Annotated in this window: 12 protein-coding genes; 7 read left to right on the plus strand and 5 right to left on the minus strand. The window is 72.9% G+C overall.

Annotation, left to right across the window (positions count from 1 at the left end):
• Positions 1-41: 41 nt before the first annotated feature.
• Positions 42-920 carry a dimethylargininase gene (gene ddaH, locus ASL10_RS02700; RefSeq protein ID WP_369794353.1) on the minus strand — a complete coding sequence of 293 codons (879 nt, stop codon included), beginning with the start codon at positions 918-920 and terminating at the stop codon, positions 42-44.
• A gap of 102 nt (positions 921-1,022) precedes the next feature.
• Here ddaH and ASL10_RS02705 point away from each other — a divergent pair, with 102 nt between their 5' ends.
• Positions 1,023-1,460: an Lrp/AsnC family transcriptional regulator gene (locus tag ASL10_RS02705; RefSeq protein WP_043593232.1), complete on the plus strand. Its 438-nt coding sequence runs from the start codon at positions 1,023-1,025 to the stop codon at positions 1,458-1,460.
• A gap of 129 nt (positions 1,461-1,589) precedes the next feature.
• On the opposite strand, the gene ASL10_RS02710 is transcribed toward ASL10_RS02705, so the two are convergent.
• A complete protein-coding gene (locus ASL10_RS02710; RefSeq protein WP_082460096.1) occupies positions 1,590-5,210 on the minus strand; it encodes a proline dehydrogenase family protein in 3,621 nt (1,206 codons plus the stop codon).
• A 41-nt stretch (positions 5,211-5,251) separates the two neighbouring features.
• Between ASL10_RS02710 and ASL10_RS02715 the strand changes: the two genes are divergently transcribed.
• Complete coding sequence (locus ASL10_RS02715) at positions 5,252-5,722, plus strand: MarR family winged helix-turn-helix transcriptional regulator (protein ID WP_056044096.1); 471 nt, start codon at positions 5,252-5,254, stop codon at positions 5,720-5,722.
• Between the two features lie 95 nt (positions 5,723-5,817).
• Here ASL10_RS02715 and ASL10_RS02720 read toward each other — a convergent pair whose 3' ends face one another.
• Positions 5,818-6,780 carry a DNA-3-methyladenine glycosylase gene (locus ASL10_RS02720; RefSeq protein WP_056044098.1) on the minus strand — a complete coding sequence of 321 codons (963 nt, stop codon included), beginning with the start codon at positions 6,778-6,780 and terminating at the stop codon, positions 5,818-5,820.
• Between the two features lie 121 nt (positions 6,781-6,901).
• On the opposite strand from ASL10_RS02720, the gene ASL10_RS02725 reads away from it, so the two are divergent.
• Both ASL10_RS02725 and ASL10_RS02730 read left to right on the plus strand, forming a co-directional pair.
• The gene (locus tag ASL10_RS02725) at positions 6,902-7,639 is read left to right on the plus strand and encodes a sugar transferase (RefSeq protein ID WP_056044102.1); all 738 of its coding nucleotides are present in this window, start codon (positions 6,902-6,904) and stop codon (positions 7,637-7,639) included.
• A gap of 62 nt (positions 7,640-7,701) precedes the next feature.
• Positions 7,702-8,712, plus strand: a complete 1,011-nt coding sequence (locus ASL10_RS02730) for an LCP family protein (RefSeq protein ID WP_056044104.1) — start codon at positions 7,702-7,704, stop codon at positions 8,710-8,712.
• On the opposite strand, the gene ASL10_RS16695 is transcribed toward ASL10_RS02730, so the two are convergent.
• Complete coding sequence (locus ASL10_RS16695; protein WP_056044107.1) at positions 8,693-10,090, minus strand: GntR family transcriptional regulator; 1,398 nt, start codon at positions 10,088-10,090, stop codon at positions 8,693-8,695. The two genes, ASL10_RS02730 and ASL10_RS16695, sit on opposite strands and share 20 nt — an antisense overlap.
• Positions 10,091-10,191: 101 nt before the next feature.
• On the opposite strand from ASL10_RS16695, the gene ASL10_RS02740 reads away from it, so the two are divergent.
• A complete protein-coding gene (locus ASL10_RS02740) occupies positions 10,192-11,100 on the plus strand; it encodes a rhodanese-related sulfurtransferase (RefSeq protein WP_056044108.1) in 909 nt (302 codons plus the stop codon).
• A gap of 33 nt (positions 11,101-11,133) precedes the next feature.
• Entirely contained in the window at positions 11,134-11,619 is a 486-nt protein-coding gene (locus ASL10_RS02745) for a pyridoxamine 5'-phosphate oxidase family protein (protein ID WP_056044110.1), read from the plus strand.
• A gap of 82 nt (positions 11,620-11,701) precedes the next feature.
• Here the strand turns inward: ASL10_RS02745 and ASL10_RS02750 are convergent, their stop codons facing one another.
• Positions 11,702-12,406 (minus strand): hypothetical protein, encoded by a 705-nt coding sequence (locus tag ASL10_RS02750; RefSeq protein ID WP_056044112.1) that lies wholly within the window; start codon positions 12,404-12,406, stop codon positions 11,702-11,704.
• 142 nt (positions 12,407-12,548) lie between these two features.
• On the opposite strand from ASL10_RS02750, the gene ASL10_RS02755 reads away from it, so the two are divergent.
• On the plus strand, positions 12,549-13,574 hold the full coding sequence (locus ASL10_RS02755; RefSeq protein WP_056044114.1) for a 6-phosphofructokinase: 1,026 nt from the start codon (positions 12,549-12,551) through the stop codon (positions 13,572-13,574).
• The last annotated feature ends 72 nt before the right edge of the window (positions 13,575-13,646 follow it).

Below are 13,646 nucleotides of genomic sequence, written 5' to 3' on the forward strand. Positions count from 1 at the left end.
GGTCAGGCTCGACGGTCAGGCCTGGTGGTCAGGCTCGACCCTCAGCGACGCAGCTCGAGGGTGCAGCACTTGACGCCGCCGCCGCCGAGCAGCAGCTCGGAGAGGTCGACGCCGATCGGGTTGTAGCCGCGCTCGCGCAGCTGACGTTCGAAGCCGGTCGCCCGGGCGGCGATCACGACGTTGTGGCCGTCGGAGTACGAGTTCAGGCCGAGGATGGCGGCGTCCTCCTCGCTGACGAGGATCGCGTCGGGGAAGCGCTGCCGCAGGATCGCGAGCGACGCGTCGTCGAAGGCGCTCTCGAGGTACGCGATGGTGTGGCGGCCGTCCACCGGCTCGGGGTCGAGCACGGCGATGGCGGTGTCGAGGTGGTAGAAGCTCGGGTTCACCAGGGTGAGGCTGACGACCTCGCGCCCGAAGACGCGACCGATCTCGTCGTGCGAGCTCGAGTCGCTGCGGAAGCCCGTGCCGGCCAGGATGACGTCGCCGACCAGCAGGAAGTCCCCTTCGCCCTCGTTGGTCTCGGAGGGCTCGGCGACCTCGAAGCCCGCCGAGGCGAACCACCGCATGTAGGCCGGGCCCTCGGCCTGGCGCTCGGGGTAGGTGAAGCGCGCGCCGTAGGCGACGCCGTCGAGGACGAAGCCGCCGTTGGCCGCGTAGACCATGTCCGGCAGACCCGGTTCGGGGTCGATAAGCTCGACGTCGAACCCCAGGCCGACGTAGGTGTCGTAGAGGGTCTGCCACTGGGCCAGCGCCAGCGAGGTGTCGGTCGGCGTGGTGGGGTCCATCCACGGGTTGATCTTGTAGCTGACGGTGAAGTGCTCGGGCCGACACATCAAGATGGTGCGGTGGCTGGCCACGCGGGTCGAGGCCCCCACGGCGGTCGCATCGGGCAGGTCGGTGGGTTCGATCGTCAGGCTCACCGGATCAGTGTCACATCGTGGGCGCGCACGAGGCCGAGCTCTCACGCACTTTTCTTGCGTATTTGTCAGCTCTGGTGCAGCATTCGGGCGTACGATGCCGTGGTGGACAATCTCGACTACGGCATCATCGACCTCCTGCGCCAGAACGCCCGCGCAGGGTACGGCGACATCGGCGCCTCGGTCGGCCTCAGCGCCTCGGCGGTGAAACGCCGCGTCGACCGCCTCGTCGCCGACGGGGTCATCAAGGGGTTCACCGTCCAGGTCGACCCCGCCGTCGACGGGCTCGGCACCGAGGCCTACGTCGAGCTGTTCTGCCGTGGCACCGTATCGCCCCAAGAACTGCAGCGCATCCTCGGCACGGTCCCCGAGGTCGTCGACGCCGGTACGGTGACCGGCAGCGCCGACGCCATCGTCCACATGCGCAGCCGCGACATCCCGTCGCTCGAGGAGGCCCTCGAACGCGTGCGCAACGCCCCGAACGTCGACCACACCCGCAGCGCGATCGTGCTCTCGAAACTTATCAGCCGCCGCTCGGCCTGAGGCACGGCCCTGCGGTCGGAGGCTCAGGTCGGGCGGCTCGCAGGTCGGTTTGTGTCGCGGGCCGTCCCGACTCGCAGCTCGATGCCGCAGGCCGGCCCGACCCGCAGATCGGCCCGACCCGCAGGCCGGTCAGAGTCGCAGGTCGGCCAGCGTGGGGTCGAGGCGTCCGTACCGGTGCGCCGTCAGCGAGACCGACTGCTCTCGCAGGAACGTCAGGAGTTCGATCCGCCCCTCCTCGGTCACCTCGCCAGACGAGATCGTGACGTCGGGGCTGCCCCGCAGGGCCCGGGCCAGCGCGGCGGGGTCTCCGCCGATCGTCCGGATGCGCAGGCCGCGGTAGGCCGCGACCGCCTCGGGTGACGGAGCCGGTCTCGAGTCGTCGACCCGCACCTCCTCGGTGGAGGCCCGCTCGCCCCCGGCGGCCTCGGCCAGCAGGTCGAGCACGTCCGGGCCGGCCACCTCGGCCGTGGGGCCCTGCAGCGCCCCCGCGGCCGCCCGCGCGACGAACGCCTCGTCGCTCTCGACGACGACGTCTCGCACCCGCACCGGCGACGAGGAGGCGCGCCACAGGTGCACGAGACCCGCCGGCAGCGGCACGGCCGAACTGATGGTCAGGGTCGACCCCGCCCGTGCCCCGGCGGCGACGAGCCGGACGAGAGCCGTCGGATCGGCCCCCGCGGAGAGTCGCAGCGTGACGGGGTGCGGACGGTAGCGGAGCACGTTGCGCTGGACGACGAGGCCGGTGACGTCACGGGCCAGGCCGAACTCGGACTGCCAGGCGCGCTGGTCGCTCTCGACGGCCGTCCGCAGCGAGTCGAACTGCTCGAACGACAGGGTGGGTCGGGCCGCGTCGACGAGACGGGTGACCCCCTCGGAGACGTCGTGCAGGCGCAGGGAGGGGCGCGGCTCGTGGGGACGGTGGCGCCAGGCCCCCTGGCCGATCAGGGCGTTCGGGCCGCCGGGCTTGAGACCCCGACCGATGGCCCGTCCACCCCACCCGCCGGGGGGTCTGCGCCGGACCCGGGCGCCCGTCGTCGGACCGCCGACGACGAGGTCTCCGGCGCGCACGGTGTGCAGCCACTCGTCGATCTCGTCGACGTCGAGGGAGTGCAGACCCGCCACGTCACCGCCGTTCTCGGCGTTCTGCACCGCGATCGCCTCGGCCAGGGTCTCGACCGGGACGAGGCCGACGACGGGGACCTCGTGCGAGCGGGAGGCGAAGGCGCCGCGGGCGTCCACGCCGTCGCGCACGCCCGGCGAGCAGAGGGCCCCGGTCTCGTCGAGGGGACGCGGCTCGAGCAGCCACGACTCGCGGGGGCCGAGCACGGTCAGGACGTCGAGCTCGGACCCGGTCGGGGTGGAGGCGAGCGGGCCCATCACGGTGGCGACGTCGTCGGCCGGACCCACGACGACGGCCTCGAAGGCCTCGCGCAGCAGGCGACGGAACGTCTCACCGTGACCGACGGACCCGACGGCCAGCACCAGGTCGAGTGCTCCGTGACCACGGCCGGCGTGGTCGACGACGCTGGCGACGACGTCGGCGGCGGCGAGCTCGAGGTCGGCCGACGGGGTGACGACGAGCGAGGTGACCCCCCGGGTCCGCACGGCGAGGTCGAGGTCGGGGCGCACGTCGCGGAGGCCGACGGCCGTCTCGACCGCCCCGTGGGCGACCACCCGGTCGACCAGCGGGTGCGTCAGCAGGGCGCGTTCGTGGTCGGGGTCGTCCGCGACGACGAGGGCCAGGAGCGAGTCCGGGACGCCGACCGCCCAGAGCGCCTCCGCGACGACGGCGACCGCCCGCCGCCGGCTCCGGGGCAACAAGACGACGACCGCGCTGCCGGCGCCGAACGCCGCGAGCACCCCTTCGACCGTTCCGGCGACGGGCGTGACGAGGTCGGGCACGACGACCGTCAGCCGCGGGGGCCGGTGCTCGGCCGTGTCGACCGCCGCGAGCCCTCGGGTCAGGACGGCCAGACGGTGGGCCGAGTCGACGGCCGCACCGACCTCGTGGTCGGCCTCGGACAGGGTCGAACCGGACTCGCTGACGGACACCTCGACCAGGCGCGAACGCCGCAGGGCGAGCTCGCGGCCCGCCAGGTCGAGCAGCTCGGCGCGGGTCTCGGGGTCTTGGCCGCCCCAGGCCTCGCCGGCCGAGGAGGCGCGGGTCACCATCGCCACGAGGGAGTCGTCGTCGAGGGCGCCGTCGTCCGAGGAGGCGGCCCCGAGGGAGGGGGCCGCGTCGGCGGTCTCGATGCCGGCGACCGACCGACGGGCGCGCCCGAGCACACCTCGGGCCCACCTCCGGTTGCCGTCGAGCGAAGGATCGGTGTCGGCCTCGGCCACGAAGTCGACGACGTGGTCGGGGCCCTCGTCGAGCGGGCCCGACCGGTCTCGACGGCGGCGGGGCACGGAGGGCAGATCGCCGACGGCCGCCACGGCGCGGTCGTGCCGACGAGCCTCTCGCGCGAACGCCGCCTCGTGGTCGACGTCGAGGGCACTCGAGAAGAATCCCTCGGGGTCGGCGAGCGCGTCGAGTCGGCCGACCAGGTGTCGCACGGCGGAGTCGAACTCGCCGGAGACGGTCACCGGCACCAGGAGGACGAGCGACCCGAGCTCGGAGCGAACGACCTCGGCGAGCCCGGGTGCGGCCCCCAGCCACATCTCGACGTCGAGCAGGTGGTCGGTGCCGTGGCGACGGGCGACCGTGACGGCATGGGCCAGGTCGAAGACGTCGTGCCCGGCGAGGCCGACCCGGGCGACCGCGGCGTTCTCGGGCCTCAGCGCGAACTCGACCAGCCGGAGGTGACTCGCGTCGGTCTCGTGCTTGGCCTCGAAGGTGACGACGGGCCAGTCGTGCAGGCGGGCGTCGACGATCTCGTCGAGTCGCGACCCGCCCTTCACCAGCCGGACCGAGATCGGCGCGCCGCCCCGGTCGACGCGGTCACGGGCCCAGTCGGTGAGCAACCGCAGCGAGTCGAGCGCCTCGGGGACGTACGACTGGACGACGATGCCCGCCGTCACCGCCTCGAGCCCGGGTCGGTCGAGCAGTCGCGTGAAGACGTCGATCGTGAGGTCGACGTCGGCGTGCCGGTCGACGCCGAGGGTGAGGAGCGTGCCCGTCGACGCCGCCAGCTCGACCAGGGGCCGGAGCCTCGACTCGGCGAGGTCGCTCGTCTCGTCGAAGGCCCAGGGCGAGGTCGGGCCGACGAGCTCGCGGACGGTCGTCGTGACGCGCTCGACGTCGGGCCGCTCGATCAGGGCCCGGACCGCGGCGACCCGGCGCTCGGCCTGGGTCGGCCCCGACACCGTGGGCCCCCAGGCGGTGACGTCGAGCCGGACACCGTCGCCGCGCAGACCCGTGAGGGCCTGCGCGAGCTTCTCGGGTGGCGCGTCGACGAGCAGGTGCCCGACCATGTGGCGCAGCGTCCGCCGCGCGACCGGCATGATCGGCTTGGGTGCGATCGGGCCGAAGCCCCCACCGAACGAGATGGCCGCCCGGAGGTGCCAGGGCAGCAGGGCCGGCGTGCGTCGGCTGAGCGACTCGAGGGCCGATGCGCCCGCCCGGTCGTCCCCGGGGCGGACGACGCGGTCGGCGAAGTCGCGGGCGAAGTCCAGGCCGCGGGGGTCGCGCAGCACCTCGGTCAGACGGGCGGCCGGACCCTGCACCGGGACGGCACGCGCGGCGTCCCACCAGCGGCGGGCTGTCTCGACGGTCTGCTGCGTGACTTCGTCGGCGTGCACATCGGACATGGGTCGAGGATATGCCGCGCCACCGTCCCTACACTGGGCGAATGGCCGACGAACTCACCGACGAGGAGTGGGTCGTCTGGGACTCCTTCTACGCCATGAGACGGCGCCTCGACCGGGCCCTCGAGCTCCGTCTGCAGAGCGATTCGGGCGTGTCCGCCCCCGAGTACGAGATCCTCGTCGGCCTGGGCCGGAGCAGCGACCGACGCTCGCGCGTGCGGGACATCGCCGAGCAGATCGGCTGGGAGAAGAGCCGGGTCAGCCACCAGGTCACCCGCATGGAGCGCCGGGGGCTGGTGCGCCGCACCGAGTGCGCGTCCGACGCGCGGGGCACCTGGGTCGAGCTGACGCCCGACGGCCGCCGGGCCATGCTCGCGGCGACCCGGGGGCACACGGCCGCCATCAAGAGGTACTTCACGGACGTGCTCGAGACGGACGCCGAGGTCGTCCGGGCGTTCTCGGGTCGCGTGCTCGAGGCGATCGGCACGGACGCGTCGCCCGACGCCCAGGCCTGACCCGCGCCTCCTCTGCGTCCCGACGCGGACGCGCGGTCGTCGCGGCCACCTCGGTCATCTCGGCCGTCTCGGCCGTGCCGGCCGTGCCGGCCGCGTCAGTGGAAGCGGTGGTCCTGGATGGTCATGCGCGGGCCGAACCTCGGCTTCGAGAAGCCGCTGCCCGTGATCAACCGCATGACGCGTTCACGGTGGCCGCGCCACGGCTCGAGCAGCTCGAGCATGCCGTCGTCGTCCACGGGACGGCCGATGAGCGCCCATCCGACCACGGCGGGTAGGTGGTAGTCGCCCACGCTGGGGCTGTCGGGATCGCCGTGCGCACGCTGCGTCGTCTCGGCGGCGGTCCAGACGCCCACGCCGGGGATCGACCGGAGGCGCGTCGCGACCTCGTCGCCACCCCGACCGACGGCGAGCGTGCGTTCTAGTGCCGGCGCCACCGCACAGACCCTCATGACGGTCGCCGATCGCTGCGGCCCGACGCCGGTCCGGTGCCACTCCCAGCTGGGGATGCGGCGCCAGCCCTGGGCGTCCGGCGGCACGACGAGCCCCTCGGGTGCCGGACCCGGCGCCGGCGTGCCGTGTCGACGCACGAGCTGCCGCCACGCACGCCAGGCCTCGACGCTCGTGACCTTCTGCTCGAGGATCGCCGGGACGACGGCCTGCAGCACGAGGTTGGTGCGGGTCAGGCGGAGCCCCGGTTGCCGCCGACGGGCGTCGGCCAGGAACGCGTTCGTCGTGACGTCGAGCCCCGACCAGTCGTCGCCGCGGCCCAGCAGCTCGGGCACGTGCTCGATCGCCCAGGCGGCTCCCGGCCCCCACGCGTCGGCGCGGACGGACGAGGAGGCGCGGCTCGCCGACACGCAGAGCGTCGCCTCGCCCGCCGGGGTGCGCAGGGCGAGCCACGTCCGGTCGCCGTCGACCCGGAACGAGGGATCGCCCGAGCCGCGACCCAGGGGCCGCAGGGTGGCCCGGACGTCCACCGGGCGTGCCGACGAGTAGACCGTCCCGAGCCGTCGGTCGTCCGCGTCGGGAGCGGCCCCCGTGCGCTCGAGCTGATCCATGTCGCGATGGTAGACGCTCCCGCCGACAACCCCTCTTGCGTCATGGTTCATGTCTGTGTGATATTTTATGCGTCGGCCATCCGCCGCCCGTGCATGAGACGAGAGACACCGAGCAGACCCGATGACGATCACCACGAGACCCCTGTCCGCACCCGCAGATGCACGCGTCACCTCCTCCGCGCCCGGCCGACCGAACCGCCACCACCAGGGCGATGCCCACGGTCCCGACGTCGCCCCGGCCGCTCCCCCGGTCCGGCGGGCCGCCGCCCGTCGGGCCAAGCGGGCGATCGACGTGGTCGGGGCCGTCGCCGCTCTGACCACCCTCGCTCCCGCGCTCGCCCTCGTCGCCCTGGCGGTGCGACTCGACAGCCGCGGCCCGGTCCTCTACCGCCAAGAACGCTGTGGGCTCGACGGCCGGACCTTCGAGATGCTGAAGTTCCGATCGATGGCCGACTCCGATCGGGCCGTCGCGATCATGCCCGAGGCGAACGACGCCGACGGGCCGCTGTTCAAGCTCCGCATCGATCCGCGTGTGACCCGGGTCGGCCGCGTGCTCCGCAGGCACTCGCTCGACGAGCTGCCGCAGCTGGTGAACGTGCTGCGGGGCGAGATGAGCCTGGTCGGGCCGCGCCCGGCCCTGCCGCGAGAGGTCGCCCAGTACTGCAGCCGCGCCCGCCAGCGCTTGACGGTGCTGCCGGGGCTGACCGGCCCGTGGCAGGTGGGGGGCCGCTCCGACCTCGACTGGGACGCCGGGCTCGACCTCGACCTCGGCTACGTCCACGGCTGGACGCCGACGACCGATGCGCGGCTGCTCGTGCAGACGATCGGCGCCGTCGTCCGGCCCTCCGGCGCGTACTGAGCGAGACGCGGCACGCGTTCCCCGGACCCGACCGCCGACCAGACCCCCGAAGCGGAGCCACCATGACCGACCACCGTGCCCGCCGACGACGCCGCTCGTTCTTCCGACGCCACCGTCTCGCCATGACGAGCCTGCTCGTGCTGGTCGGCGTCGTGATCACGGGGGTCGGGGCCCTGGCGATCTTCGGTCTCACCACGATCCGGTCGGCCGAGGACGCCCTCGACGACGTCGGTACCCTGACCGACTACGCGGGCCGCCCCGCCCCCGCCACCGACGGCTCCGTCAACCTGCTGCTCCTCGGGTCGGACAGCCGCGAGCCCGTCGACGAACGCGACCTCGCGGACTCCGGGCCTCGACGGGCGGACACGATCATGGTCGCCCACATCGCCGCGGACCGTCACTCCGTCGAGCTCGTGTCGATCCCTCGCGACACCTGGGTCGAGGTGCCGGGCCACGGCCAGGCCAAGGTCAACGCCGCCCTGGCCTGGGGCGGCGTCCCGCTCCAGACCCGGACGATCGAGGCGCTGACGGGCGCACGCATCGACCACGCCGCCGTCGTCGACTTCGGTGGCGTCGAATCGATCGTCGCGACGTTGGGTGCCGTGACCGTGCAGAACGACGTCGAGTTCCGTCGAGGAGATCGCGTCTTCGCCGAGGGAGCCGTCACCCTCGACGGTCCGAGCGCTCTCGAGTACGTGCGCGAGCGCTACGCCTTCGCCGACGGCGACTTCCAGCGCATGCGCAATCAACGCGCCCTGGTGGCCGGCATCACCGACCGCCTGGTCAGCACGCGCACCCTGACCGATCCGGCGCGCATCTCGGCGTTCGTCGAGACCACCGCCGGTCACGTCGGGGTGGACAGCTCGTGGACCACGAGCGACATGATCGGCCTCGGCCTCTCGCTGAGGCAGCTCCGACCGTCCGACGTGACGTCCTTCACGATGCCCGTCTCGGGCACCGGCACGTCACCCGACGGGCAGTCGATCGTCGTCGTCGACGACTCGATGCTCGACGACCTCCGCCGCGCGTTCGCCGACGACGACCTCGAGTCGCTCAGCCCCCCTGCGGGCTGAGCGAACGGATCAGAGCGGCTGTTGCCGGGCCCCAGCCCCCGCCCGTCGCACCGGGCGGCACCCGCACGGCATCCGAGAACGTCCGCCACGAGCTCGGCGGCAGTCCGAATCCGCACGAGATCACCCCGTGGGCCAGACGGGGCTCGAGGATGTCGAGTTCGCGGGACAGCGCCGGTGATCGTTCGACCGAGGCGAGTCGTCTGACCGCGGTGCCCAGGCAGGTCAGGGTCGTCAGGGTCGCCGGGGCCCCTTCGGACCTCGTCGCGAGGGGGAGCAGTCGGCTCGTCACCGCCGCGATCTCGGCCCGGTCGGCGCTGCCGCCCGCCGGGTGTCGATCGGCCGACCACGACACGAGCCGGGCGTACAGATCGCGGGCGGCGACGACGTCGGCGAGCTCGGGGCGAGCGACCCGCGTGTAGCGGTTCGGAGCCATGTCGACGAGGCCCCTCTCGTCGAGCCGCTCGAGAGCGGAACGGACGGGAGTCCGCGAGACGCCCAGCCAGGTGGTGAGTTCGTCGTCGGCGAGCCTCTCGCCGGGCGTCAGGGTGCCGTCCAGGATCGCGACGAGGATCATCCGGTAGACGTCGTCGCTCAGGCGTGGTCGGACGAGGGTCGCACGGGCGCCGGCCCTCGCGACGTCGTCACCCCGGGCGAGGACGCGACGGCCCTCGACGACGGCGGACGCCCCGCGCGGATCGGACGACCCGACCCGGGCGACGTCGGGAAGGTCGAGCCTCGAGGTGACCCGTTCGCACGCCTCGGCCGCGGCGTCGACCAGCCCGCCGCCGAGTGACCGACGAACCTCGACGAACACGTCGGCGACGACGTCGAGATCGTCGGCGGACAGCTCTCGGAGGTGATGGCGCAGGGGCAGCGTCAGACGACGCGCGTGTCGGACGGCGAGGCGGCCGAACACGTTGTCGTCGACGGCCGACCACACCGCCGCCCAGGAGTCGCCGACCGCGTCGACCTCCTCGACGGAACCGTCCGCCGAGGAGGAACGGGCGCGGCAGTCGTCGACGAGGCCCGACAGGCGTCGATCGAGCCCGGTTCGTTCGTCGTGACCCGCCGACGCCACGACGGCCGCGAGCAGGGCGCACCCGACCGCCAGGAGGTCGACGGCGACCTCGCGGCGAGGGACCACGACGCTCGTCGCCCTCCGGGCCGAGATCTCGGCCAGTCGCACCTGCTCGAGCTTCGCGATGGCGACCCGGATCGGCGTCCGCGAGACACCGAGCCACGTCTCGCAGTCGGCGTCTCGCAGACGCTCGCCCGGTCGCAGCGTGCCGTCGAGGATCGCCGCGACCAGGTACTCGAAGACGGCGTCCTTCTGCAGGCGCCGAGGGATGACCGGACGGGCGGGGGTCGGGACGGGCATCGTCGCCTTTCGTCGGTGTCTGGAATTCCGGGTACCAGCATAAGGCATGCATGCCTCAGGCGTACGACGCTCCCCGACCGGCCTGCCCCTAGGATCTCCTGGTGGCGACCCCGAAGATCGTGTTGTTCTATGCCTTCACACCGCTCGGCGATCCCGAGGCGATGCGTCTGTGGCAGCGCGACCTCGCCGAGTCCCTGCACCTGCGCGGGCGCGTCCTCGTGTCCCACCAGGGCCTCAACGGCACGCTCGGAGGCGACCTGCCCGACGTCAAGCGCTGGCTCAAGAAGACCCGGCAGCACCCGGCCCTGGCCGGGCTCGACGTCAAGTGGAGCGAGGGCACCGGCGACGACTTCCCCCGCCTGTCGGTCAAGGTGCGCGACGAGATCGTGACGTTCGGCGCGCCCGACGAACTGCAGGTCGACGGGTCCGGCGTGGTGGGCACCGGTGAGCGGCTGTCCCCCGACGAACTCCACGAACTCGTCGACCGTGAGCAGGTCACCTTCTTCGACGGGCGCAACGAGTACGAGTCACGCATCGGTCGGTTCCGAGGCGCCGTGGTGCCCGACGTGGCCACGACCCGCGACTTCGTGGCCGAACTCGACAGCGGGCGCTACGACCACCTCAAGGACGAGCCCGTCGTCACCTACTGCACGGGCGGCGTGCGCTGCGAGGTGCTGTCGTCCCTCATGACGTCGCGTGGGTTCTCGCGGGTCTACCAACTCGACGGGGGTGTCGTGCGCTACGGCGAGCGCTTCGGCGACGACGGCCTGTGGGACGGTTCGCTCTACGTCTTCGACGGTCGCGGCTCGGTCGAGTTCAGCGACCACGCGGCCGTGATCGGTCGCTGCGAGGTCTGCGGCACCGCGACCAGCCGCATGCAGAACTGCGTCGAGGTGCAGTGCCGACGGCAACTGGTCGCCTGCGACGGGTGCGGTGCACGAGGCGACGTGACCTGCGACCGGCACCGCGCCTCCTCGTCCGTGACCGGCGGCGGACCTCCGGTGCTGTGACCTCGGTCGAGGCTCCGGCGTAGGGTCCCCGGCATGACTGAGACCAACGACATCAAGAAGATCGGCGAGGTCCTCGACGCGGGCCGCATCGGCATCCTCACCACGCAGAGCAGCCACGGCCACCTCGTGAGCCGACCCCTCGCGATCGTCGATCGCGACTTCGACGGCAAGGTGTACTTCTTCACGCGCGACCCCTCCCCCAAGGTCGACGACGTCAAGGCGCACCCGCAGGTGAACGTCGCCGTCGAGACCGGCAAGGGCTACCTGTCGCTCGCGGGCAAGGCCTCGATCGTCAAGGACTCCGGGCTGATCGACGAACTGTGGACGACCGGGGCCGAGGCCTGGTTCGACAAGGGCCGCGAGGACCCGACCGTCGCACTGCTCGAGGTCGACGTCGACACGGCCGAGTACTGGGTCAGCAACGAGCCCAAGGCCGTCACCCTGTTCAAGTACGCCAAGGCCGCCGTGACCGGCGGACACCCGAAGAACGTCGCCGACACCGGCACCGTCTCGCTCTAGCCGAGGAGGCGCGGCGCGGGTCGTCCTCGACGGCCCGCGCCCCCGGTGGCTCGCGCCCCGTGCTGGTCCGTGCCCGCCCCGGTCACCCGCAGGTGACGGTCCGACCGTCGCCGTTCACGTAGTCGCCGGGACCGAGCTGGGCACAGGTCGTCGCGAGTTGCGAGTAGTAGTCGAGTGCCGCGATCGCGTACACGAGGCTCAGGACGATGACGATCGAGGCGACGACCATGCCGGTCAGCGCGAGGGTGGCCGGGCGGCCGGCGGCCCGAGCGCGTCGCGCCGCCACGATGCCGAACACCAGGCCGAGGGGCGCGAAGAAGACACCGAAGACGATCGACGCGATCGCGAGACCGCGGCCCTCGTCGTCGGTGCGGGGCGGTGCCGACGACCAGTCGTCGTCGGCGGGGAAGAAGTACGAGCCGAGGCCTGCGTTCTCGGCCCGGGCGCCGGGTGCGGAGCCGGTCTCGGGCACGGGACCGGGCGGCGGCGCCCAGACCTGACGACCGTCGGAGTCCCACGTCGGCGCGGCGGCCTGCTGGCCGACGGGCTGCGACGCGAGGGGCTGCGACGCCGCGGGCTGGGGGAAGAACGGCTGCTGCTGTCGCGCGGCGGGCATCGACGATGCGCCGGAGGGGTCGAGCGGCCAACCGCGGTCGGCCACGCCCGCCTCGGGGTGCACCGGGCGAGGCGGACCGAACGGGAACTCGCCCCGGTCGGGCTCGGTCGGCGCGGGCCGGGCGAACCGGGCCCACGGCGACGGCGGACGCCCCGGCTGCTCGTTGCTCATGCAGGCGAGGGTAGTACGGCCGCCTGCGCGACCGGCAGGGCGGTGACCGGGCCCGTGGACAGGTGCCGCGCCTCCTCGTGGTCCATGATGGGTCTCGACCTCGGCCCGTCGATCGGGCCCTTCGATGCGATGGAGCCCCTCGATGCGAATCGGAATCCTCACCAGCGGTGGCGACTGCCCCGGTCTCAACGCGGTCATCCGCGGTGCCGTGCTCAAGGGCACGCAGATCCACGGACAAGAGTTCGTCGGCTTCCGCGACGGCTGGCGAGGCGTCGTCGACGGCGACGTGATGCCCCTCACCCGCAAAGAGATCCAGGGCATCGCGAAACAGGGCGGCACGATCCTCGGGACGAGCCGCACGAACCCGTTCGAGGGCGACGGCGGCGTCGACCGCATCGCCGAGAACATGGAGCGCTTCGGCATCGACGCCATGATCGCCATCGGCGGCGAGGGCACCCTGGCCGCCGCCAAGCGCCTGACGGACGCGGGGCTCAAGATCGTCGGCGTGCCCAAGACCGTCGACAACGACCTCGGGGCGACCGACTACACCTTCGGCTTCGACACCGCGGTCCAGATCGCCACCGACGCCATGGACCGCCTGCGCACCACCGGCGACTCGCACAGCCGCTGCATGGTCGCCGAGGTCATGGGCCGGCACGTGGGCTGGATCGCCCTGCACTCGGGCATGGCCGCCGGTGCCCACGCGATCCTCATCCCCGAGCAGGCGACCAGCATGGACCAGATCGTCGAATGGGTGCAGTCGGCCTACGACCGGGGTCGCGCACCGCTGGTGGTCGTCGCCGAGGGCTTCGTACCCGACCACGAGAGCGACGTGCACTCCGAGCGCGGCCTGGACGCCTTCGGCCGCCCGCGCCTCGGCGGGATCGGCGAGCGACTCGCCCCCGTCATCGAGGAGCGCACGGGCATCGAGACCCGCGCCACGACGTTGGGGCACATCCAACGCGGCGGTACGCCCACGTCCTACGACCGCGTGCTCGCCACGCGACTCGGCATGGCGGCGAGCGACGCGGTGGTCGAGGGTCGCTGGGGGCGCATGGTCGCCCTGCGGGGCACCGAGATCGTCCACGTCTCGTTCGAGGAGGCCCTCGACAGCCTCAAGGTCGTCCCGCAGCACCGCTACGACGAGGCCGCGATCCTCTTCGGCTGAGGGGCGGCCGCCGGTGGGCGGTGGCGCGGGGTCCGTCGCACAGGCGATGTGCACCCGGCCGGAGTCTGACAG

It is taken from the genome of Frigoribacterium sp. Leaf8, assembly GCF_001421165.1.
Lineage (GTDB): Bacteria > Actinomycetota > Actinomycetes > Actinomycetales > Microbacteriaceae > Frigoribacterium.

Coding starts and splice junctions, on each gene's coding strand:
- ASL10_RS02720 (WP_056044098.1), bottom strand. CDS start 6,780: ATGGATCAGCTCGAGCGCACGGGGGCCGCTCCCGACGCGGACGACCGA.
- ASL10_RS02745 (WP_056044110.1), top strand. CDS start 11,134: ATGACTGAGACCAACGACATCAAGAAGATCGGCGAGGTCCTCGACGCG.
- ASL10_RS02750 (WP_056044112.1), bottom strand. CDS start 12,406: ATGAGCAACGAGCAGCCGGGGCGTCCGCCGTCGCCGTGGGCCCGGTTC.
- ASL10_RS02715 (WP_056044096.1), top strand. CDS start 5,252: ATGGCCGACGAACTCACCGACGAGGAGTGGGTCGTCTGGGACTCCTTC.
- ASL10_RS02755 (WP_056044114.1), top strand. CDS start 12,549: ATGCGAATCGGAATCCTCACCAGCGGTGGCGACTGCCCCGGTCTCAAC.
- ASL10_RS02730 (WP_056044104.1), top strand. CDS start 7,702: ATGACCGACCACCGTGCCCGCCGACGACGCCGCTCGTTCTTCCGACGC.
- ASL10_RS16695 (WP_056044107.1), bottom strand. CDS start 10,090: ATGCCCGTCCCGACCCCCGCCCGTCCGGTCATCCCTCGGCGCCTGCAG.
- ASL10_RS02710 (WP_082460096.1), bottom strand. CDS start 5,210: ATGTCCGATGTGCACGCCGACGAAGTCACGCAGCAGACCGTCGAGACA.
- ASL10_RS02725 (WP_056044102.1), top strand. CDS start 6,902: ATGACGATCACCACGAGACCCCTGTCCGCACCCGCAGATGCACGCGTC.